Source organism: Paenibacillus sp. UNC451MF (assembly GCF_000686845.1).
Classification (GTDB): Bacteria; Bacillota; Bacilli; order Paenibacillales; family NBRC-103111; genus Paenibacillus_S.
Window position 1 is genome coordinate 67121 of the sequence record NZ_JMLS01000017.1, and the last position, 20889, is coordinate 88009.

A 20889-nucleotide genomic window follows, 5' to 3' on the forward strand; every position below is an offset into this window, starting at 1 on the left:
GGGAGTGGTCGGATGTCCATATATGATTTTCAAGTGAATTCAATTGAAGGTAATGTCGTTGAATTATCGAAATACGTTGGAAAGGTTCTGCTTATTGTTAATACAGCCAGTCGCTGCAGCTATTCTCGACAATTCGCCGGACTTCAAAATCTTTACGAAGCTTACCAGGAGAAGGGTTTGGAAATCCTCGGTTTTCCTTGCAACCAATACAACAATAAAGAGCCAGGCAGTAACTTTGAGATACAGAAATATTGTGAGAGTAACTTTAGAGTGACTTTTCCGTTATTTGAGAAGATGGAGGTTAGAGGGCCGTCTGCACATCCTTTATTTCAGTATCTAACGCAGCAAGCACCTTTCCAAGGTTACGATACTCAGATATCAGCTGGTCAGTGGATGCGAGATTTTCTTCTTGAAAAGTACCCTGACCTATATGCGGGTGACGGAATCAAGTGGAATTTCACTAAGTTTTTAATCGATCGGAATGGCCATGTACATGGTAGATACGAAACTACGAAGGAAATATCTGACTTAGAATCTGATTTAAAATCTCTGCTTTAGAATCACTACTGTTTTTGTGAGTGTAATGTGTCGCACCGGCAATCGAACTGTACTGGTACAACGGAGAAACCGTTCAACTTATTCTTAATCAAAAAAACGATTACTGCTTCCATCTTAGTGGTGCCTTCAATTGATTAATGTTAGGAGTGATAATCAAGTGACAGTCGTTTTGGAGAGCATTACCGAAGAGGGGTTAGATATTTTAAAGAGTCTCATTGAATTTGGTGCTTATGATTTATCAGAACTAAACGGAGCCAACATTAACGAGAAGGGGGCGTTCATATGTAATCTCAATCACAGTTTGAGAAAATGAGAGTCAGTCAATTTGATTGGAATATTCCAGCGCAATTCTTTTGGAGAAAAGTCATAAAAGAATATACAAATGATCGTTACATTGAGACAAGGCGAAAAGATAATAAGGGACCCGTACAAGAGTTTACAAATTTCAGGGTAGCATTTGGTACTGTAAGCCGTACGCCTGGGTAGAGGTAAGGGATTTATTCCCTTACCTCTTTATGTTTAAGGAGTGCCGGTTAACTGAAATGAGATATTGCGACATAGGGACTGCTAAAATTTTTGGACTCACTCAACATTGTTTACCTCTGCTCAGATTTAAGGATTATCACAAAACTGTTTCTCTAGACCCACACATATTTCATAAAGTATGATTACTATCGTTGTCTTTTAAAAGATTAATCCTGTGGACAAGATCTTTACATAAGTAACGAGCTGGTGATTTGGAGGTAGGATTGTGTGAGCACTCAGAAAGTGGCTGCAAATGTGATTGCAATTTGGATAAGCTTAATAAGCAATTTACTTTTAACGGGGATTAAACTTATCGTAGGTTTTTTGTTCAATAGTCAGGTGCTGATAGCAGATGGTATTCACAATGCAGGGGATGTTATTGCAACAATGGCTGCTTTAGGTTCAGCAAAGGTTGCTCAAAAACCACCTGATGAGGACCATCCATATGGACATGGTAAAAGTGAACTTATTGGTTCTGCGATGGTAGCGATTATTATGGCATTAGCTGCCATCTTTATTGCGTATCACTCTATTGAATCATTTTTCCATACAGCGGTTGAAGCAAGTTTTATTGCTTTAATTGCAGCGGTCATCTCGTTAATTTGGAAACAGTGGCTGTACATCTATTGTATGAAGCTTAGCCAAGAGACCAGCAGCAAAAGTCTAGAAGCTACAGCGCTTGACCATTTGGCTGATGTGTATGCTTCCATTGCAGCAGTCGTTGGGATCGGTGCAGCCATCATTGGTGACAAGTACAGTATTAATTTCTTGAGCTATGGAGACGCTGCAGCGGGTATTGTTGTTGCTTACTTTGTATTAAAGCTTGCCTATCACATGGGCAAAGAATCTGTCGATGTGTTGATGGAGAAAACGGTCTCCCCAGAAAAGCTAAGGGAGTATGAGGAGCTTGTTTTTTCTGTTCAGGAAGTAAAACGCATTGATAGACTTCGCGCAAGAGCCTTTGGTCAATACGTGATGATTGATGTTCGCGTTGGAATACCGGCTCAATTAAACGTCCAGGAGGGGCACGATGTGTCCCGAAAAATCAAACAAACGATAATGAAACAGCATCATGATGTAGAAGAAGTACTGATTCACTTAAATCCATGGTACGAAGGAGAAAAAGTGAATAATTGATCTGTCCTAATTGATCCTAATCAGAATATCCCCCTCTCCAGGCTACTATATATAGTGTATTAGAATTGCCGTACAGGGAGGGATCCAGTTGTCCAATGAATTTGTCAGGCGTTCCTTAGATGAAATTAGGTTCTGGTCACGCATTATGAAAGAACATTCCTTATTTCTCAAGCTTGGATTTCGTTGCGATGATACTGAATTAATACAGGAAGCAAATCGATTTTATAGTATTTTTGAGCAAATAGAAGGTGCTTCCCACTCGTTTACCGAGTCAACTGATCCCGAGCAAATTAAACGATTTAATGCTGAAGTACAAACAGCGGCGACTCATATCTGGGCTTTTAAAAGAAAAGTTCTGGGACTGATTATACAATGTAAACTTCCAGGCGGTAATAATTTCCCTCTGCTCGTTGACCATGTAAGCAGGGAGGCGAATTATTTTAGAAATCGCTTAAAGGAATTGAATGAAGGAAAGCTAGAACCGTTGCCGGATGCGATTATAGATGAAAATGTATTCTTTTTGCGAATTATGGCGGATCACGCCAAGTTCATAGGACATCTTCTTGACCCGTCAGAACGTCAATTAGTTGAACAAGCGAGAAACTTTAGCCATGACTTTGACCAATTACTGTTTCAAGCTATTGATTTGAGTGGTATGCGCCCTCAATCACAAACCCAGCCTCTTCTGGGCCAATTCCTAGATGAAAATCGGGTTTCTGTCGTCTCGCTTCGAGACTTTAAAAAGACGGCGAGAGATTTAATTGATGCATGTCGCATAAAAAGTATTATTCATCCTTTACTTGCCGACCATGTGTTTCGTGAAGCCGAGAGGTTCTTGTTTATCATTGATATGTTCGAAGCAAACTTAATTGGGGGAGCTCAATCACATCAGCAGAGTAAGAAATAAGACTTGGGTTCGGGTTTAAACAGCAAAACATGAAACGGATTGGATACTTAGAGAGCAGGTGCTTCGGCATCCAGCTCTCTTTTTTATTGAGAAGAACTTAATTTACTTGCAGGCTTAATGGCCAATAAAGCAAGGACAGCTGCTATTGCACACGCTGCAGCGATGCTGAAAAACAGGATGGATGGAGAATTCTTTATAAGTATGGAAGCTAAGGGAGGGCCTGCGGCAACACCGATAAATCTCATGGAGCTATAAATCGAAGTAATCGTTCCCCGTTGGGATTTTTCAATACTTTCAGTTATTAGCGCATCTAAACAGGGCAAGACGACACCTATTCCAATTCCACTAATACATATAAAAATAATCAGAATTAAGACAGAATGAAAAAAACCAATCAATAGAAGACTCGCGGTTAATACAGTAACTCCAGAAAAAGTTATCCACTTCATCAATACCATGTTTTTTCCAATTATCTTACCTGTAACAAAGGAAGCTATGCATAGAAAAGCCAATGGAATAGCTAAAATACATCCTTTAATTATTCCTTCTATATGGTAATTCTCTTCCAATATATCGGATAAATAGAATAAGACACCAAAGATGACCAGCATGCAAATACCTCCAATTGTAAATATAGCGTATAACCATCGACCGTTATTTTTAAATATTTGCTTTATTTCTTTAAGGAAGCGGGTAACCGAGGTTTTTTTCTCATTGCAGTCCTTTTTCGGGGCTTTTACAAGAAAAATAACGAGTAAGGCAGATATGAGGCAGAAAACAGGAATGGTAAGGAAGGGCAAGAACCATACAACGGAAGCCAAAGCTGATCCTAAAATAGGGCTAAGCACTTTGCCGAACGTATTTGCAGTCTCAACAATTCCCAGACTGCTGCTTACATCGTCTTCTTTTTTAAACATATCTCCAACCAGAGGAAGAACGATTGGAAAAGCGCCTGCCGCGCCAATCCCCTGTAGTAAGCGACCTAACATGATAATGATATAGGACTGATCAACCCACCAAGCACCTAAGCCTGAAATTAACCCTCCTAAACCTGTAATCAGTAAGCTTGGAATTATAATCATTTTTCTGCCGAATCGATCTGATAAATACCCTGCCACAGGTATAAATATAATGGCTACGGCGGAATAAATAGTGATTAACAGACTCACTTGAAGAGAGGTTATTCCTAATTTGCTGCGTATTGCTGGCAACACAGGAATAAGCATCGAGTTTCCCAAAGTCATGATAAGTGGTATAGATGCGATTGCTATAAGATCCCACTTTTTACTTTCTTCCATTTATGCACCTGTCCTTCTAATGAGAATAGAGGTCCAAATATCCAACCCATAATATACCCTTACTCTTGATTTACTATGTAGATCGTCTGGCTTATGTACAATAAAGGAGGGTGGTTGAGAATATACAATATATGGATGGGCGAAAATGAGAGATCAACTTGGAACAAGAATGGGTAACAATGGAAAAAGTATGGCTTTACGTAGTACTTGAAGGAGGGTGAGTCACTCGTCCATTTTTGTTATAGTTATTAAATCACTTTACCTATATATGGTATTAAATTACAATTAAATGGATTAGCCACTATGAATGTTGTTAAAGTCCGAGATGAGGTGAAAGGGAACGTGAGCTCGAATTTAGATTTAGAGCAAGTACAAATCGTTGAATACGATCCTATCTATGCACAGCAAATTGCAGCCATGTGGAATGAGAGTCATGAGAGTTGGGGAGGAAGCAATCGTGTCCGAACGGCGGAGAGTGTAGTACGAGAAATTGAAAACGCAGGCTATCTGAAGTTATTCCTAGCGATAATACATAACAAAGTCGTTGGATACTGCAGCTTCTCACATTATAAAAATGACGAAGGAGCGCTTTATGTTCCGCTTTTGAATGTGAGTCCCTCTTATCATGGACGCAAGATCGGAAAGTCCCTTATCCTTAAAGCAGTACAGACGACAATTGAGATGGGGTGGCCCAGACTCGATCTGTTCACATGGGCAGGCAACACGAAGGCAGTTCCGATGTATAAAAAATGCGGATTTTTCTGGGAAAAGAAAGAAAACTCCGTTCATTTGATGAATTTTATCCCTACAGTGCTGCAAACCGAGGCATTGGAACCGTATTGGGATAAACTAGATTGGTATGCCGACAGCGTACGCTCATTGGATATAGCTCCTGATGGACGAACGGAAAGCGGATTTGACTATTTTGAGTATGTGTGGGAAAAAAACGGAGTGTCGCTGCGAGTGGAATTTGAGAAAACAGCCAGAGGAATGCGACTTATTGAAACAGATGATTATTCAATCCATACGGAAATCGATGAGCATGCTTTGGTATTCGGCTCGAGTTACCCCGTACGATACGTTATACGAAATAAAACAGGCAGACATTTAGACTGCACGGTTCGGGGAATTAGCGATAAAAACATTCGTTTCGAGCTGGATGAAACGGTCTCCGTTCATGATAAGTGGGTTGTTGAAGGAGAATTCGAGCTTGATCCGGTGCAGGAAGAGCAGAGCGATTGGAAAACCCATCCGGCTGTAACGACGGAATGGACCATTAACGGACGCAAAGCTCTATTTCGGACAGGAATTGCACCGAAGTTTCCAGCTAAAGTTAAATTGGAAGTGCAAGGGCAAGAGCAATATACGGATGTGCAGGGGGAAGCCTTTGTTACGTTTGAAAATAATTATAATGTGCAAGCCACTTTCGAATTTACGTTACCGCCATCATCTTTTATTACGTATGATATACCTCAGGTAAAAGTCGATATCCCAGCGAAGGGCAAAGTTTCCGTACCGATTTCCTATAGGCTTAACGATTTTGGACTTTATTCCGAGGATGTCTTGATCAAAACTAAGCCGAATAACCTCCCGGAAGTGTCCTATAGGAGCAAACTACACAGTATTTTTAAAGGAAATTCCGGGCAATACGGTGGCGATGCGCTAGATCATTGGGTAGCAGTGAATGGTCCCTACACATTGGGCTTAAATAAGAAAAATAATGACTTTTGGGTATCCCACTTTAATGGAGGCAACCAACATTCCTGGCTTTACCCTAGAATGGGCAGACCGTACTCGCTTGAATTTATGAAGAAACCAGCAGAAAGTGTCAAAGTATTTACCGATGGAGATACTGTGGTTATTGAAGCTGATTATGTATCAGACGACTTTCCTGGCATCACTTTGACGGCGTACGGCCGATTGCAATCTAATGGAATTGTGGAGCGATATTTTAAAGTCTATAACGGTTCGTCGGAATCATTGTCTGACGACCTCTTCCTCAACGATACATTCTACTTTGAATGGAAGAAGCTCGTACTTCCTTATGACGGGCATTATTATGACTTAGCCGATCAACACGCTTCTGATAGCGATGATTGGGAGCTTAATCGTATCTCTGAGCATTGGATGTTCAGCCGCGCTGAAAAGCTGTCGTTCGGCTTTTACTGGGATTCTTCTGCAAAACTGATAAAAACAGAATGGCATTTTGGTATTGAATATAACGTGGGGCGACTGGCAGAGGGTGAATCCTACCGAACGCCTTCAACATTCCTTACCATCGGCACGTATACGGATTGGTGGGATTTTCGTTCCTATGCATTGAAAAGAAGAGAGGCTATCCGTCCTCTGCTGCGTGACCATTGTGAACTGCTTTTGAAGAACCGAAATCCGTTTACTCGTTCTGATGCTATAATTGAGCTAAGGCAGCATCGAAGACAGCCATTGGATGGCAAGCTGAGCTTATCATCGACATCGGCAGGATTTGAACAGGTGAATCAAACGTACGAGCAAACAGAAGAGATGTATGCAGCCTCTTTCCTTATAGCTGATCAATCAGCAGGCGAAATCGGAGCGGTACATATGGAATTCGAGGCAGCCGATCTCACGTTCGAACGAAGCGTCGCTTTTATACCAATATCGAACACGCCGACCGTTCAGGAGATAGGTCAAGGAGAAGCAGGGGAACTCTATCGCTGCGACAACGGGATACTAAGCATTGAAGCGTCACCAGCTTTTGGGTCAGCACTTCATTCTCTTAAGTATCAAGGGGAGGAGTGGCTTGACAGCTCATTTCCTGTACCGGGTCCGCGTTCTTGGTCGAATCCATGGCTAGGTGGTATTTCGGCTTCAATACAAGGTATGTCATCGCTTACTCAACTGGAGGAGCCGCGCAGTGCCGAATTCGTTACACTAATGGACAGCTTCGGCAACGAGTGGCGCGGCATTGAGCTGCGCACATGGATCCGCAAGCACGAAAAAAACCGCGGATTGGAGCTAAGCCTATTTACTCTGCTACTACCTTCTGCGCCGGTGCTTTGTTATGTGACCCGATTGACGAACCGGTCAGGCTTGTCCTACAATCAATTCCGAAGTACGGTGAACACGTTTCTTCACCCCGATCGGGAGCTTACAAAAGGGTGGGCGGAAAAAGATAACGACATCCGCTACCGCTGCGGCAAGGTAGGTTTATCGATTCAATCCGAAGGTGTCATCCGCTTTGGCTCCGATGATCGTTCAACTTTATTGCATGCAGTGAGCCGTCATCCAGGTTCGAATGCATCGCTTTACACCAATAATTTATTAATCGAGCACAGGGTGTCGCAGAATGTACCGCTGCTTGATGGTAATACCGTGTGGGGTTCTCCCGGATTTATAATCTTCGGAAATACACCGTTTACCTACAAGCAGCTTCAGGGATTAGTCGACATCCGTTTTGATGAAGCTCATAACCAAGGAGGCCGTAATGCCGATTATTGATATTCACATTCATTTGTCCGACATTGAGAGCTTTCATCATACGGCGAGAGAGCTTTCGGGGGTTGATTATAGCGTAGCCGGGCTTCAGAGCGAGTTCGAACGAAACGATGTCATCTTGGGAGTCGGGATGGGCGTTCAGGAACAGACGAAGGGAGCTTTTCCGGACAAGGATGCATTGAATCCGATGAGGCTTGATTTGGCTGATCCGATGCCGCCGTTTTTGATGGAATGCGTCGGCATTAACCCTGTTCAACTCGCGGGCTCCGATGGCTTGCAGCAGCTGGATGCGATAGAAAAACGGCTGGCTTCGCGTAACGTTGCCGGAATTAAGCTTTATGCTGGATACTACCATTATTATGTTACGGATCCCATCTACGGGGCTGTATACGAGCTGGCTAAGCAGTATGATCTCCCGGTAGTTATTCATACGGGCGACACCTATTCCATCGATGGTCTGCTGAAATATTCCCATCCGCTCACCGTCGATGAGCTTGCTTACCAGCAGAGAGGCGTTCGATTCATGCTGTGTCACCTCGGGGACCCTTGGGTCATGGACGCAGCAGAAGTGGTCGCCAAAAATCCGAACGTCTTCGCGGATTTATCCGGTTTAGTCGTAGGCGATCGACTCAAGTTCGACAGGTTTATGAATGAGCCGCTGTTTATGGATCATTTTCGCAGAGCGCTCGTCTATGCCGACAACTATGAGAAAATGCTGTTCGGAACCGATTGGCCGCTTGCTCCCATTGATGTATATATTGACTTTGTGAAACATCTCATTCCAGAGAAGCATCAGGATAATGTTTTTTATAATAATGCGTTACGCGTATTTCCTAAAATTGCTCAGTTCCTCGCTGAACGTTAAACAGAAAAGCCAGAATTCCTTCCCAAGAAGGAAATCTGGCTTTTTCTTCGTGTTATTAATGGTCAAAGGGAGTAAAGGATGCGTCTATTCAGAACTTTTTATGTCAGGCAATCCTTTATACAAAGGCAAGCATGTGGATTTACCCTTTCAGCAATTTCGTCTTCGACTGGTTGATTTGATAGACAATTTGCTGGATGGACAAATGATCGTCATCGACGATTATTTCGAAGTGTGCCCTAATCGATATTGTTAGAAATGCGGGTGAGGAACTGGTAACGAGGAATTCCGAACCGGCAGAAGCGGATGCTGGCTGTCGATGGCTGGAAGATGAATAACTATGGAACTTATTCCGTAGAAGTAGGGGCGAAGGGGTTATCTGTTTGACGAACAGGTCCTGTTGAGCTGCGGATGACGAGCTCATTAGGAAGAATCACATTGCGGCGATCCAACTGCGGTTCTCTGATGAGGGAAACTACCAGATTGGCTGCTTCGCGTCCCATATTCTTTTCGTTTTGATCAATGTAGGTTAACGGAACCTCAGATAAATCCGATTGCTCATAATCGTCAAAGCAGACAATCGACAAAGCCTTGGGGACATCCAGTTGAAGTAAGTGTGCTGCTTTATTAACCATCATGCCGATGCTTGAATTCGTCGCAACAATGGCGGTAATATCCGGATTTTGCAGCAAATATTGCTTTATTTGATCGATAGGCGGCTCGCTGCTTTGGTTCAAGCTTAGTCGTAGGCGGTAATCGATAAACAATCCGGAATCACTTAAAGCCCGCTCGTAACCGTGTAAGCGATCTTCAATGCTTGTAGTACCTGTGAGAACTGAGCAAATAATGCAAATTTGAGTATGGCCCAATCCGGTCAAATGCTTGGTTGCATCATAAGCGCCGACGTAGTTGTCCGAGCTGACACAGTTGGTGTCAAGCCCGCGCAAATATCGGTCGATAATGGCTAGCGGGAAATGATCCAGCGTCAGATTCAAGATTTCATCGTTAAACGATTCCCCGTCTACAGGATAAATAATAATACCGTTAACACCGAGCTGGGTTAGTTCCTTCAAAATTTAATGAAAGAGCCTCTGCCTTGAATTCTATAAATTAAGCCTTGCTCTACCATATCAGCCATCGCATTTTTAACGGTAATCCGGCTAACATCAAACTGTTCGGCCAGTTCATTTTCCGAGGGTAGCTTGTCTCCTGCTTTCCAGACGTCGGTTTGAATTTGAGTATAAATGTAGTTTTTTAGTTGTATATACATAGGAACCCTTTTCTGGGCGTTTGACATAGGATGATGTTCTCCTTGTATTCTTTTTTATAACAAATATACAACTAACTTTCTTATTAGTAAAGCTATTAGAAACCACATATAAATAATGAAACGTCATTATCAATAGGATATAGGAGTGGATACACATGTTATTTTAAAAGCATGTGCATATCGTTTCACCATCTTGTGGAGATCGTTCATCATTGGAGTATTCCTGCATGCGGTGATGAATTGTTTACTCAAGAAATAACGAGCAATTTTGTTATTTTGATTAAATTAAGCAATAAATCATTAAAAGAGCGTCGTGTTAGTTACGGACGCTCTTTTTAGTTACTATGAGGTTTAAATGGTTAAGAAAAATTTTCTAAATATAAAATAATTTTCTTGATGTGAAATGAATGGTCGTGCTACAATAACTTCCATAATTTAATAAATTTATAATTCATTAGGACGTGAAGGCAGGTGAGCTTTGCATGTCAGAACCGTTACGAATTGGGGTCGTAGGTGTTTACCATGAAACGAACACGTTTGCACCTGGTTTAACGCACTGGAGTGACTTCAGCCATTGTTGCACGCTGGGGGAAGCTGCCTTCATGGAGCTGTTCCAGCATACTCGAACTACGATGGGAGGAGTGATCGATGCAGCGCTACAAAACTCAATAACTCTTGTACCTGGTTTGTATGTTTCGGCGACGCCTGGAGGAATAGTGTCGGATGAGGCTGCGAGGCATATTTTGCAGGAGCTGACACATTCGATTCAACCGGGTCTTGATGGTTGGGTCGTTATCCTTCATGGAGCGATGGTATCTGAGAGCTGCCTCGATATGGAAGAAGCTATATTGGAGGCCATCAGAAGCCGCATTGGTGTAGAGATTCCCATTGCTGTCACTGTGGACCTGCATGCCAATCTGGGATCAAACATGTCCCGGTTGTGTAATTTGCTCATCGGTTATGACACTTACCCTCATATCGATGCTTATGAACGCGGGATGGAAGCTTTGCAGCTGCTGGTTCGCCAAATTCGTGGAGAGATTCAGCCTGTGATGGTATTGGCAAGACCGAATATGCTTGTAGTTCCTCAAAAAATGATCACGACACAAGGCGTCATGAAGCAGATCATGGAGAAGGCGTTTGCAGTGGAGCGTGACCCTGACGTGCTAAATGTAACCGTTTGCGGTGGATTTCCGTACAGCGACGTACCTTTTGCGGGCATGTGCTTTGCTGTGACGACCAATGGACGGGAAGCCTTGGCACATCGCTATGCGGATGAGCTGGCTCACCTTGCCTGGTCTCTGCGGGATCAGTTTCAAGCTGAAGTGGTAAGTGTGTCGTCAGCAATGCGATCTGTTCTGGAAGCCGATGAGGGACCCGTCATTCTGGTGGAAGGGTCCGATAATGTAGGCGGCGGTTCCCCGGCTGATGCTACACATCTGCTGCATGAGCTTCTAAGGCTCCCTGTAAGAAGCCTGATTGTTATCCGAGACCCTGAGGCAGTTACATTCGCATGTCAACAAGGTGTAGGCAAGCTCTTCTCGTATACGGTTGGAGGCAAAAGTGACAACCTGCACGGCAAGCCGGTTCCAGTTGAGGGGAAGATCCGGCTGCTTTTTGACGGAATGTATACACATCGGGGGCCATACATGAAGGGTACCATAGCATTTATGGGAACAACTGCCGTTGTTGAAGCAGGTCCAGTGACCCTTGTTCTTACTTCCGAGCGGGTGCCTCCCTGGGATATAGGGCATGTTGAATCATTAGGGCTGCATCCTTCTTTCTTCCATATCATTGTAGTGAAATCGGCCGTAGCCTGGATTAGCGCCTTTGGACCCTATGCCAAGAAGATTATCGAGGTGGACACATCTGGATGCTGTACCTCTTCGCTGGATAGTCTCCCATATCGTCATGTACCTCCATCTGTATTTCCATGGAATTCATTTGAAAAGGAGCATGCAGAATGAACCGATACCAGCAATCGATTGATAAATTTCAAGAAGCAAAAGCTTATGTGGCGGGAGGGGTAGCCAGCAGTCTCCGAGTTTCGATGAAGCCGACGCCCTTGTACGTACACAAAGCGTACGGAGCGATAATTCAAGATGTGGACGGCCACAAATACATTGATTATATGTTGGCATATGGCCCTCTGATCTTTGGTCATGCCCATCCCGGGTTTAACGAGCGAATCGTCGAAGCCCTGCAAAAGGGGAGCACCTACGGCATGCAGCACGACGGAGAGATTCAATTGGGCCGGCGTTTAACGGAAATACTGCCTTGCGCCGAGCAGGTCGCATTCAGCGGCTCTGGTACCGAAGCGGTGATGCTCGCACTGCGGCTAGCTCGAGCCTTTACCTCAAAAAGAAAAATCGTCCGATTTTATGGTCATTATCATGGGTGGTCGGACACCATTTTTACTTCCTTCCCAAGCCCGGACTTCTCTTCTGCAGGCTCAACCGAAGGGAGCTCGGATATCATCCCGGGAACAAACGGACAAAGCCGCAGCAGTTTGCAGGATATTATCCTCTTGCCGTGGAACGATCCCGAAGCTTTGGAAGAGACGCTAACCAAACATCATCATGAGATAGCAGCGGTCATAACAGAGCCCGTTATGTGCAATTCGGGTTGTATTGCACCCAAACCGGGTTATATGGAATTCATGCGCGAGTTGACGTCAAAGTTAGATATCGTACTCATCTGGGATGAAGTGATCACCGGATTTCGCATGGGGCTTGGTGGGGCGCATGAACGCTTCGGCATCCTTCCGGATCTTGTCACCATCGGCAAAGCGTTGGGTGGGGGGATTGCTTTAAGCGCAGTAGCAGGCAAGAGAGAGATTATGTGTCTCATCGAAGAAGGCACTGTCATGCACCTTGGTACGCTTAATGGCAACGGCCTGTCAACAGCAGCTGGATTAGCAGTCATTGAAGAGTTATCGAAGGAAAACGGACAAGTGCTCAAGGAGATGGAGAACACCGCAATCCGTCTGTCGGATGGCATTCGATCTTTGCTTGCCCGTAACGGTCATCAAGTCGTTGTCAATCAACTAGGTCCGGTATTCCATGTCATGTTTATTGATAGAACCGAAGTGAACGATTTCGATACGTTTAATCTTCGGGATATGAAACTATATACACGATTTGCTGAGGAGATGCTGCACGAAGGGGTACTCGTTCGTCCCAATGGGCTCTGGTATGTCTCATCAGCTCATGGACAGGAAGAAATAGATAAGACCTTGTCCGCGGTAGAACGGGTTGCACAGAAGATAGCCCACAATAATCAGGTGTAGAGACAAGGAAGAGAGGCGAGAATCATGCTGTATAAAAGCCGCCTTTTGACAAATCCGCATGAATTTACTTCTGGCATTGAAGGACCTGCTTGCGACAGGGACGGTAATTTGTATGCTGTAAATTATGCCAGAAGGCATACGATTGGAGTGGTTACTCCTCAAGGAGACAGTCGTCTGTTTCTTGAGCTTCCAGCAGGAGCAACTGGGAACGCGATTCGCTTTCATCCATCGGGTCCAATGTTCATAGCCGACTATACCGGACACCGTATATTACGCGTCGATATGCAAACACGGGAGATCGATACTTTCATGGAGCAGCCTGCGATGAACCAGCCTAATGACCTCGCTGTAACAAGGAGTGGCATTTGGTTTACAAGCGACCCGAATTGGAAGCAATCAGATGGGAACCTTTGGCGTATTGACGAGAACGGCAAGGATGAGCTGCTGGAATTTGGAATGGGTACCACAAACGGGATTGAAGTCGGCTATGACGAGCGAACCTTGTACGTGAACGAAACCGTTCAAAGAAGAATATGGCAATACGATTTGACGGTGGACGGTCAGATCAGTAATAAACGGCTGTTCTACGAATTTGCTGACTATGGACTGGACGGCATGCGCTGTGACGTAGAAGGAAATGTGTACGTGACACGCTTCGGAAAGGGTACGATTGCCGTACTTTCCCCGCAGGGCAAGCAAATCAGAGAAATTATGTTACACGGTAAGCAATGTACGAACTTAACCTTTGGTGGTGTGGATGGTCGTACCTGCTATGTCACTATGGCAGACACGGGAGCAGTCGAAACCTTCCGGACGGAGGTCGCGGGAAGGTGCTGGGCGCTTTTGCACAACAATTTAGAAAAGGAGCGATTTTAGATGAAAAAAACAATGTCGAGACAAGAAAACAACGGGAAACCTTTTAGCTCCGCCATTGAAGCGGGAGGGTTTATATATGTATCCGGCCAGGGGGGATTAGATCCAAACACCGGGCAAATCGTCAGCTCTGAATTAAGAGGACAAACCAACCAGACGCTGCACAATATCCAAAGCATCCTGCATGAAGCCCGCGCCACCTTGGACGATGTGGTCAAAGTTAACGTTTATTTGAAGGAAAGGGCGCATTATGAGGAGTTCAACAAAATTTATGGGAGCTTTTTTTCGTATCCGTTTCCTGCCAGAACTACGATCTACTGTGATTTGAATTTTGACATTCTGGTAGAAATTGATGTGATTGCACTCGCCCCGACGGCTGCTGCTGATAGAGTGCTTGATGGGGCTGGAGCTCATGCAGACTCCGAGTAGCAATCTTCCTTATGTGTATCGCTGCCCATTAGTATTGGAAGAGCTTGGCTTCATTGACTGGGATGCCATTCCGAGGATAGAACTATCGGATTGCCGTACTGGAGCTCAACCCGCTCTGCGTACTTATGTTCAATGCTGCCGGAGTGCCCATGAGCTGCACGTCCGCTTTTACTGTGAGGAGGACGGAGTAATCGTTTCTTCCTACACGGAGAGGGACGATCCGCTGTATAAAGAGGATGTCGTGGAAATCTTTATCGATGAAGGTGGGGACGGATCGCAGTACAAAGAGATTGAAGTGAGTCCGCGCAATGTTATTTTTGACGCCGCCATTACTAATGATAACTATCCTGAGAATGCACAGGGGCTGAAGGTGAATACCTCCTGGGATATGGAGGGGATGGTCACTTCGGTCATTCCGCTTCAGAACGGGGATCTTGAATATCAGATTACAATACCTTTCAGCAGCTTGGATGGAGTACCTCTTGATGGCCAATGCTGGAAAATAAATTTTTATCGCATCGACCAGGATGCCGCAGGAATTCGACGCTATTGGGCATGGTCACCTACCTATCATCCTTCCTTTCACTTGGCCACCCGATTCGGCATATTACTTTTTGACTAAAGGATGGATGCATCTATGAGTACATCGGAAAAATCAAACCCAACGGTCAAATCGGCCGATCGCGTCTTGGATATATTTGAATTGTTCGCAGAAGAAGGGGTACGTGAATTAAGTCTAATGGACATTGCACGACGTCTGGAGCTACCCGCGAGCAGTGTTTTCAAAATTGTACAAAATCTGGTTCACCGGGGGTACCTGGAGAAGGATGAGCATGGCAAGCTGTTTCATCTTGGCTATAAAATCTTTCAAATCGGCGCCCAATACGCGCAGCACACGAATCTGACCGCAGAGTTTCAATCCATCGCGCAGCAGATCGTCTCTGAAGTTAATGAAGCCGTATATTTATCCATCCGAAGTGACAGGAACATTCTCTATATAGCGGAAAAACAAAGCACACATCCAGTTCGTTTTGTATCGCATTTGGGTATGCAGCTGCCGCTTCATACGACAGCTATGGGCAAGCTTTTTCTAAGTGCAATGCCCGATCAGGAGATAGTAACAATGTACGAAACCCAGAGTCTGGGTCTTCTTACCGATCATACCTTGTCCGATTTGGATCAGCTGTTGGAGCAGCTTCATGAGATTCGCAGGACAGGGGTTGCTTATAGCAAGGGAGAAGCAGTGCAAGGGATTCAATGCGTTGCCGCTCCCATCGTGAATGCGAAGCAGGAAATTGTAGCAGCCATGAGTATTTCCATTCCATTAAGCCGATTGGATGAAACGACCTGGAATCAAATGGAGGAGCAGGTCATGCAAGGAGCTAGAAAGCTTAGCTGGCTGTTGTATTTTCAGGTGTAGTAAGAATGGGTCTATCCCTCAGTGAATTGTTTTCTTAACTCAAGCGGGGTAAACCCATTCATTTCCTTGAATACCTTATCAAAATAATTGACGTTACAAAAGCCTGTGCGCTCTGCAATTTGCGTAATCGTCAAATCCTGCTGAATCAATAGCCGTTTGGCCATCTCGACCCGATAACGATTTATGAACAGCGTGGGAGTGATTCCGGTCACTTTTTTAAAGAAACGGGTAAAATGAAACGGGCTCATATTCACCAGAGCACCAAGTGTGTCGGTATAAATTTTTTGATCGTAGCAAGATTCGATAAAATCAATTGCGGGCTTGAGGCGCTTGTAGTGAGCGAGACTTTTGCCCAAATCTTTGTTAAGGCATGTTTCTCGTTGATAGCCCCGTAAGATAGGGATGATCATGCGATAAAGGGAGGACTTGATAATTAGCTCACAACCGATCGCTTGCATGGAGTATTCTTGGTAGGCCAATTCAAAATGGACAACCAATTCATTCCATATCGGATGAGAGGGGACAATCGGCTCTAATATGGGAGCGGTTTGAATAAATCGGGCGTACACATGCTGTGATTCGGAATGCTCCAAGGAGCCGGCTAATAGGGACATATCAAAAATCATACCGCGAATGGTACAGCTTTTGCCGTGCAATGCTTGCATCGAATGTATCTTGCAGCTGTTAATGAAAAGAATAGCCGGCGCATCCACGGTGAAGGTTCGGTTGTCAATATGGACCTGAACAGTGCCGTCCAAAAGATGAATAAATTCAAGGTGATCGTGCCAGTGAGGTCTTACCAAATGATAGGAGCTCTTCACTTCCGTCATACGTAATGGAAAGCGCTTTCCTTCGAAGGGTTCAATTTTCTTCAAAGCATCCAATTCGGATCACCGCCTTGTCAACCAGATGATAGTTATTATAACATAGCTTATTAACATCCGAAATGAGGAAAAAGGAGCAAAATCTTGTAAGGAAAGCGCAGATTGTTCTATAGAATACGTTGTTTGAATTGCGCGATAATTAAGGCATCAATAAAGCAATTCATAAGGGAGAGAGTTATTTGAAGAGCAAGACATGGATGCAGGTTCAACACAATGTACCTAATTTGTGGATGGAGGGAGCATTGTTTGCATTTTCCGGATATGACGGACCGACACATTCAAGCTCTCGATTTGTAGCTACAGTAGGGGCTAACGATTATAGTTTGCTGTTCCATACTCCGAAACGGAGATGGCTGGAATTTCAAGCAACTCTTCCCGGAAACGTTCAAATTGCTACGGGTGACGTCTTATTAGCAGACCTGGAAGCGGGTCCGCTGCTCGCGGTATTTCAGAGTTGGCACACGCTAGTTGGATCAGCTCCAGCGACTGTGGACATGCAGCTGAGATTTGAAGAGGAAGACGGCGGTGAGGTTCGGTGGAAGGATGCGCTTCTGATTACGGAATCAGTGGATGGTCAGGATGCTGTTGTACTGCTTAGACACGAGGAACGTTGGGCGCTGGCTTACGGAAGCGGAGTGGAAGAAGCCGCCGAGCGGGCCGTGAAAGGACTGGCATCCGATGTCTGGAAGGAAGCAGAAGACCGGATGCAGTTTTATCGCCATGCTCCCCGATTGGAAGATCCGCTGAAAGAAAGGCTCCTGCTCAAATGCTTAAGCGTGATGAAAGTAAATACACTTGCAGCCGAAGGAGTTATTCATCAGCACTGGTCCACACCGGATCGTGTTCCCCATCAAGCGATGTGGCTGTGGGACTCCGTGTTTCATACCTTTGCGATGAATTGGGTGGACCCGGCGATCGCGTGGAATTTTTTGAAATCGGTGCTGGATACGCAGCAAGAAGACGGAATGATTCCACATACGACCAAAGTGGATGGGTCAAGCTCGAATATGACGCAGCCTCCTGTCCTCGCATGGGGGGTATGGGAAAATTATCTCCATACGAAGCGTAAAGCCGATTTGCGATATGCGCTTCCCCGGCTGGTACATTATCTGTCCTGGGATATTGCGAACCGTGATAGTAACTGTAATGGGCTGCTCGAGTGGATGATTGAGGGCAACCCGTTATGCCGCTCCGGTGAGTCAGGGATGGATAATTCTCCACGGTTTGATCGTGCGGCCTTGCTGGATGCGGTTGATTTTTCAGTATTCGTCGCTCAGGATGCGCATTATATCGGACTTATTGCAGATGAGGTCGGGGACATCGAATTAGCGAACGAATGGAAGCAGAAGGCGGCCAATATACGCAGCCAAATTCATAGCAGCCTGTGGGATGAGAAAGAAGGCTTTTATTTTGATAGAGATATGGATGGGAGTCTCTCCAGAGTGAAGGCGGTGAGCGGGTTTTTGCCTTTGCTTCTGGACGGATTGCCCGTGGAGCATACGCAACGGCTAGTCTCCTTGCTTCAGGATCCTGACCATTTCCAGACGAAGTTTCCAATCCCCACAACAGCAGCCTCGGAAGCGGAGTACGGCACAGACATGTGGAGAGGACCGGTATGGATTAATACGAACTACCTCGTCTACATCGGACTAAAGAGGCAGGGAAGGAAAGAGGAAGCGGATCAACTAGCCCGGCAAACGATTCATATGGTTCAAACTTATTATGAACGATTCGGGGTGATCTTCGAATATTTCGACTCCTCGGATCGTGTTCCTCCTATTGCTTGTGATCGCAAGGGGCCGCCATCCGCTTTATATGATATACGTAAAAAGATGGATGTGGTCCGGGACTTTCATTGGTCAGCTGCTTTGACGGCCTGTATGTTAATTGAACTGACATAGGAAGTTGTAGCGTTCCCCGTTATCGGTAAGCCCAAATCGATGCGTTAACAAGAGGGAAGGAGAATAAACAATGTCAAATCCAGTGAATAAGCATTCCGTTTCAGAAGATGTCGTTATGCTTGAGAACTCGCCAAACGAGCCTGTACAGGCATCCAAAGCTCCAATCAGCAGACGCAAACTTCTGGCTTCTCTAGGTCTTGCAGGAGTCGCAATGGCGACAGGGGGTTGGCTGTCAGGTTCGAGGCTGTCCGCCGCCTATGGTAATGCTTCCGTGACGAACGCCGTCTATAACAATTCCGGGCTGCCTTTAGAGGAAACCATTGCAAGTAATTATTGCATTCCTATCTCATTGCAGGCTTTACGGCTGGAGACAGCACCTTCTGTTGACGACATCTATTATGTTACCGATGAGGGGCAAAGGGGATTTTTTCACTATGATGCGACTGACACTTCTTCTCTTGACAATACGGGTACCGTTCTTGTGTCCACCGGAGGTCAACGCTTCAAACGATTGTACGACGATATGCTGTTGTCTTCCTGGTTCGGAACCAAAGGGGATGGAGTAACGGAAGATACGGTAGCACTCCAAAATGCTCTTAATGCATCTGTAGGGAAGAAGCTCTACATCCCGCTTCACAAAAACAATTATTATTTATCCGGGCAGCTTATTTTTCCAAGCCATATCACTATCGAATTTGAACACGGTACTATCATTCAGGCTATCGATACCTTGCTAAAAATTACCCCCTATGAGAGATTGGTTCGCATAAAAAACGTGACGGACATTACCCTTCATGGCAACGGGGCGACATTTCGAATGAACAAGGCCGTTTACCCATCAGGTGAGCAAGCCCATATTTTTGACATTAGCGGCTCCTCCAATATTACGATTGAACAAATTAATGCAAATGACAGTGGTGGGGATGGATTCTATATTGGCAATTACGAAGCCACATTACCTTATTGCAAAAATGTTGTGCTGCGCGATTGTGTAGCCAACAATAATCGTAGACAAGGATTATCTGTCATCAGTGTCGACGGGCTCCTGGTAGAACATTGTACATTCTCCAATACGAGCGGAACTTCCCCTCAAGCAGGTGTAGATATTGAGCCCAACAACACGAACAATCTGGAAATGCTCAAGAATGTCAGGTTTATAAATTGTCTTTCCGAGAACAACAAAGGCCGCGGATTTGTATCCATGGTGAAGAAATTAAAGGCTGCGAACGAGAAAATAGATGTACTCTTTCAAAATTGTATCTCTCGTGGCAATACTTACGGCTTTGTTGTCAGCTACGGCAATGATGCCGCTAATAGCGGGGCTCAAGGTGAGATTAAATTCATCGATTGCCGAGCTGAAAAAGACCTGTATTGCGGCTTTGCGGAACTATCCTGCTCTGCCGAAAGTGTAAAAACTACCTATATCCGCTGCATAGCCTACAACAGCAATAGCAATAATGATCTGAATTATGAATATGCTCTAGGCTCCTCCTTTATTATTACAAGCCTCACAACCGAATCTCGACTCTCCATTGGCAATGCTTATTATTATGAGTGTGAAGCCATCGATGATCGTCAGCTATCACAAACCTTACGAGGATTTACAACTAAGAAGAAAGTGAACGAAACCATTAAAAAAGTCAGTTATGTCAACTGTAAAGCTAATGGAGCCACGCTAGCTGCGTTTGAGGTTGAACCGATTTCTGAGGATGTGCTCATACGAAATCAACCCCAGCTCACGATTGCTCTACCATCAGCTGGAGCAATAAGCCTGTCCTACCTTGGATTCAAAATTAACAATTCCGGAGCAACGGCTGCCGTAAGCTACACACTCCCCAAGGCGAAATCGGGCCGCAGCTATACGTTCTCCGTGAACGCTCCTCTCGAAGTGAATATCATAGCAGCGTCCGGCGATGCTATCTTGACGCCAACTGGAGCAGGTATCGTCAGGTCTGCGAACGTTGGAGACTCCGTAACCTTGTTGGGAAGAGCAGATGACCGGTGGGAGGTAGCTAGCGCCGTCGGCAACTGGTTTCCTTTAGTCTGAAATCCATCGGAATAA

Annotated in this window: 17 protein-coding genes; 13 read left to right on the forward strand and 4 right to left on the reverse strand. The window is 45.0% G+C overall.

All coding sequences use genetic code 11. The annotated features are described in order from the left end of the window. Positions 1–12: 12 nt before the first annotated feature. The 3 genes from BP97_RS0117425 to BP97_RS0117445 all read left to right on the forward strand — a co-directional run bounded on the left by BP97_RS0117425 (position 13) and on the right by BP97_RS0117445 (position 3127). Complete coding sequence (locus BP97_RS0117425; protein ID WP_028550238.1) at positions 13–558, forward strand: glutathione peroxidase; 546 nt, start codon at positions 13–15, stop codon at positions 556–558. Between the two features lie 753 nt (positions 559–1311). Further along, the gene (locus tag BP97_RS0117440) at positions 1312–2220 is read left to right on the forward strand and encodes a cation diffusion facilitator family transporter (RefSeq protein WP_028550239.1); all 909 of its coding nucleotides are present in this window, start codon (positions 1312–1314) and stop codon (positions 2218–2220) included. An 88-nt stretch (positions 2221–2308) separates the two neighbouring features. Beyond that, positions 2309–3127, forward strand: a complete 819-nt coding sequence (locus tag BP97_RS0117445; protein ID WP_028550240.1) for a DUF2935 domain-containing protein — start codon at positions 2309–2311, stop codon at positions 3125–3127. An 83-nt stretch (positions 3128–3210) separates the two neighbouring features. Here BP97_RS0117445 and BP97_RS0117450 read toward each other — a convergent pair whose 3' ends face one another. Further along, positions 3211–4425, reverse strand: a complete 1215-nt coding sequence (locus BP97_RS0117450; RefSeq protein ID WP_028550241.1) for a bacillibactin exporter BcbE — start codon at positions 4423–4425, stop codon at positions 3211–3213. A 342-nt stretch (positions 4426–4767) separates the two neighbouring features. On the opposite strand from BP97_RS0117450, the gene BP97_RS0117455 reads away from it, so the two are divergent. Both BP97_RS0117455 and BP97_RS0117460 read left to right on the forward strand, forming a co-directional pair. After that, positions 4768–7902 (forward strand): GNAT family N-acetyltransferase, encoded by a 3135-nt coding sequence (locus tag BP97_RS0117455; protein ID WP_028550242.1) that lies wholly within the window; start codon positions 4768–4770, stop codon positions 7900–7902. Beyond that, entirely contained in the window at positions 7889–8764 is an 876-nt protein-coding gene (locus BP97_RS0117460; protein ID WP_028550243.1) for an amidohydrolase family protein, read from the forward strand. Before BP97_RS0117455 ends, BP97_RS0117460 begins: the two co-directional genes overlap by 14 nt. 344 nt (positions 8765–9108) lie before the next feature. Here BP97_RS0117460 and BP97_RS36710 read toward each other — a convergent pair whose 3' ends face one another. Further along, positions 9109–9834 carry a LacI family DNA-binding transcriptional regulator gene (locus BP97_RS36710; RefSeq protein WP_028550245.1) on the reverse strand — a complete coding sequence of 242 codons (726 nt, stop codon included), beginning with the start codon at positions 9832–9834 and terminating at the stop codon, positions 9109–9111. Further along, complete coding sequence (locus BP97_RS41060) at positions 9831–10058, reverse strand: GntR family transcriptional regulator (protein WP_028550246.1); 228 nt, start codon at positions 10056–10058, stop codon at positions 9831–9833. The genes BP97_RS36710 and BP97_RS41060 overlap by 4 nt, the downstream gene beginning before the upstream one ends. A 455-nt stretch (positions 10059–10513) precedes the next feature. Here BP97_RS41060 and BP97_RS0117480 point away from each other — a divergent pair, with 455 nt between their 5' ends. From BP97_RS0117480 to BP97_RS0117505, 6 genes are read left to right on the forward strand one after another with little or no spacing between them, the layout of a single operon-like run. Further along, the gene (locus tag BP97_RS0117480) at positions 10514–11998 is read left to right on the forward strand and encodes a M81 family metallopeptidase (protein WP_036746106.1); all 1485 of its coding nucleotides are present in this window, start codon (positions 10514–10516) and stop codon (positions 11996–11998) included. Then, entirely contained in the window at positions 11995–13320 is a 1326-nt protein-coding gene (locus BP97_RS0117485) for an aspartate aminotransferase family protein (protein ID WP_028550248.1), read from the forward strand. Before BP97_RS0117480 ends, BP97_RS0117485 begins: the two co-directional genes overlap by 4 nt. A 24-nt stretch (positions 13321–13344) precedes the next feature. Then, on the forward strand, positions 13345–14196 hold the full coding sequence (locus tag BP97_RS0117490; protein WP_028550249.1) for an SMP-30/gluconolactonase/LRE family protein: 852 nt from the start codon (positions 13345–13347) through the stop codon (positions 14194–14196). Continuing rightward, a complete protein-coding gene (locus BP97_RS36715) occupies positions 14197–14622 on the forward strand; it encodes a RidA family protein (RefSeq protein ID WP_064745715.1) in 426 nt (141 codons plus the stop codon). Then, entirely contained in the window at positions 14606–15244 is a 639-nt protein-coding gene (locus BP97_RS0117500; protein ID WP_051620690.1) for a carbohydrate-binding family 9-like protein, read from the forward strand. The genes BP97_RS36715 and BP97_RS0117500 overlap by 17 nt, the downstream gene beginning before the upstream one ends. 15 nt (positions 15245–15259) lie before the next feature. Next, complete coding sequence (locus BP97_RS0117505; protein ID WP_028550251.1) at positions 15260–16042, forward strand: IclR family transcriptional regulator; 783 nt, start codon at positions 15260–15262, stop codon at positions 16040–16042. An 11-nt stretch (positions 16043–16053) separates the two neighbouring features. Here the strand turns inward: BP97_RS0117505 and BP97_RS0117510 are convergent, their stop codons facing one another. Next, positions 16054–16926 carry an AraC family transcriptional regulator gene (locus BP97_RS0117510; protein WP_028550252.1) on the reverse strand — a complete coding sequence of 291 codons (873 nt, stop codon included), beginning with the start codon at positions 16924–16926 and terminating at the stop codon, positions 16054–16056. Positions 16927–17105: 179 nt separating this feature from the next. On the opposite strand from BP97_RS0117510, the gene BP97_RS38940 reads away from it, so the two are divergent. Together BP97_RS38940 and BP97_RS0117520 are read left to right on the forward strand one after the other, a co-directional pair. Then, a complete protein-coding gene (locus BP97_RS38940) occupies positions 17106–18827 on the forward strand; it encodes an amylo-alpha-1,6-glucosidase (protein WP_051620691.1) in 1722 nt (573 codons plus the stop codon). A 70-nt stretch (positions 18828–18897) separates the two neighbouring features. Continuing rightward, positions 18898–20874 (forward strand): right-handed parallel beta-helix repeat-containing protein, encoded by a 1977-nt coding sequence (locus BP97_RS0117520; protein WP_028550253.1) that lies wholly within the window; start codon positions 18898–18900, stop codon positions 20872–20874. Positions 20875–20889: the final 15 nt, after the last annotated feature.

Coding starts and splice junctions, on each gene's coding strand:
- BP97_RS0117425 (WP_028550238.1), top strand. CDS start 13: ATGTCCATATATGATTTTCAAGTGAATTCAATTGAAGGTAATGTCGTT.
- BP97_RS0117450 (WP_028550241.1), bottom strand. CDS start 4,425: ATGGAAGAAAGTAAAAAGTGGGATCTTATAGCAATCGCATCTATACCA.
- BP97_RS0117460 (WP_028550243.1), top strand. CDS start 7,889: ATGCCGATTATTGATATTCACATTCATTTGTCCGACATTGAGAGCTTT.
- BP97_RS41060 (WP_028550246.1), bottom strand. CDS start 10,058: ATGTCAAACGCCCAGAAAAGGGTTCCTATGTATATACAACTAAAAAAC.
- BP97_RS0117480 (WP_036746106.1), top strand. CDS start 10,514: ATGTCAGAACCGTTACGAATTGGGGTCGTAGGTGTTTACCATGAAACG.
- BP97_RS0117485 (WP_028550248.1), top strand. CDS start 11,995: ATGAACCGATACCAGCAATCGATTGATAAATTTCAAGAAGCAAAAGCT.
- BP97_RS0117490 (WP_028550249.1), top strand. CDS start 13,345: ATGCTGTATAAAAGCCGCCTTTTGACAAATCCGCATGAATTTACTTCT.
- BP97_RS36715 (WP_064745715.1), top strand. CDS start 14,197: ATGAAAAAAACAATGTCGAGACAAGAAAACAACGGGAAACCTTTTAGC.
- BP97_RS0117500 (WP_051620690.1), top strand. CDS start 14,606: ATGCAGACTCCGAGTAGCAATCTTCCTTATGTGTATCGCTGCCCATTA.
- BP97_RS0117505 (WP_028550251.1), top strand. CDS start 15,260: ATGAGTACATCGGAAAAATCAAACCCAACGGTCAAATCGGCCGATCGC.
- BP97_RS0117520 (WP_028550253.1), top strand. CDS start 18,898: ATGTCAAATCCAGTGAATAAGCATTCCGTTTCAGAAGATGTCGTTATG.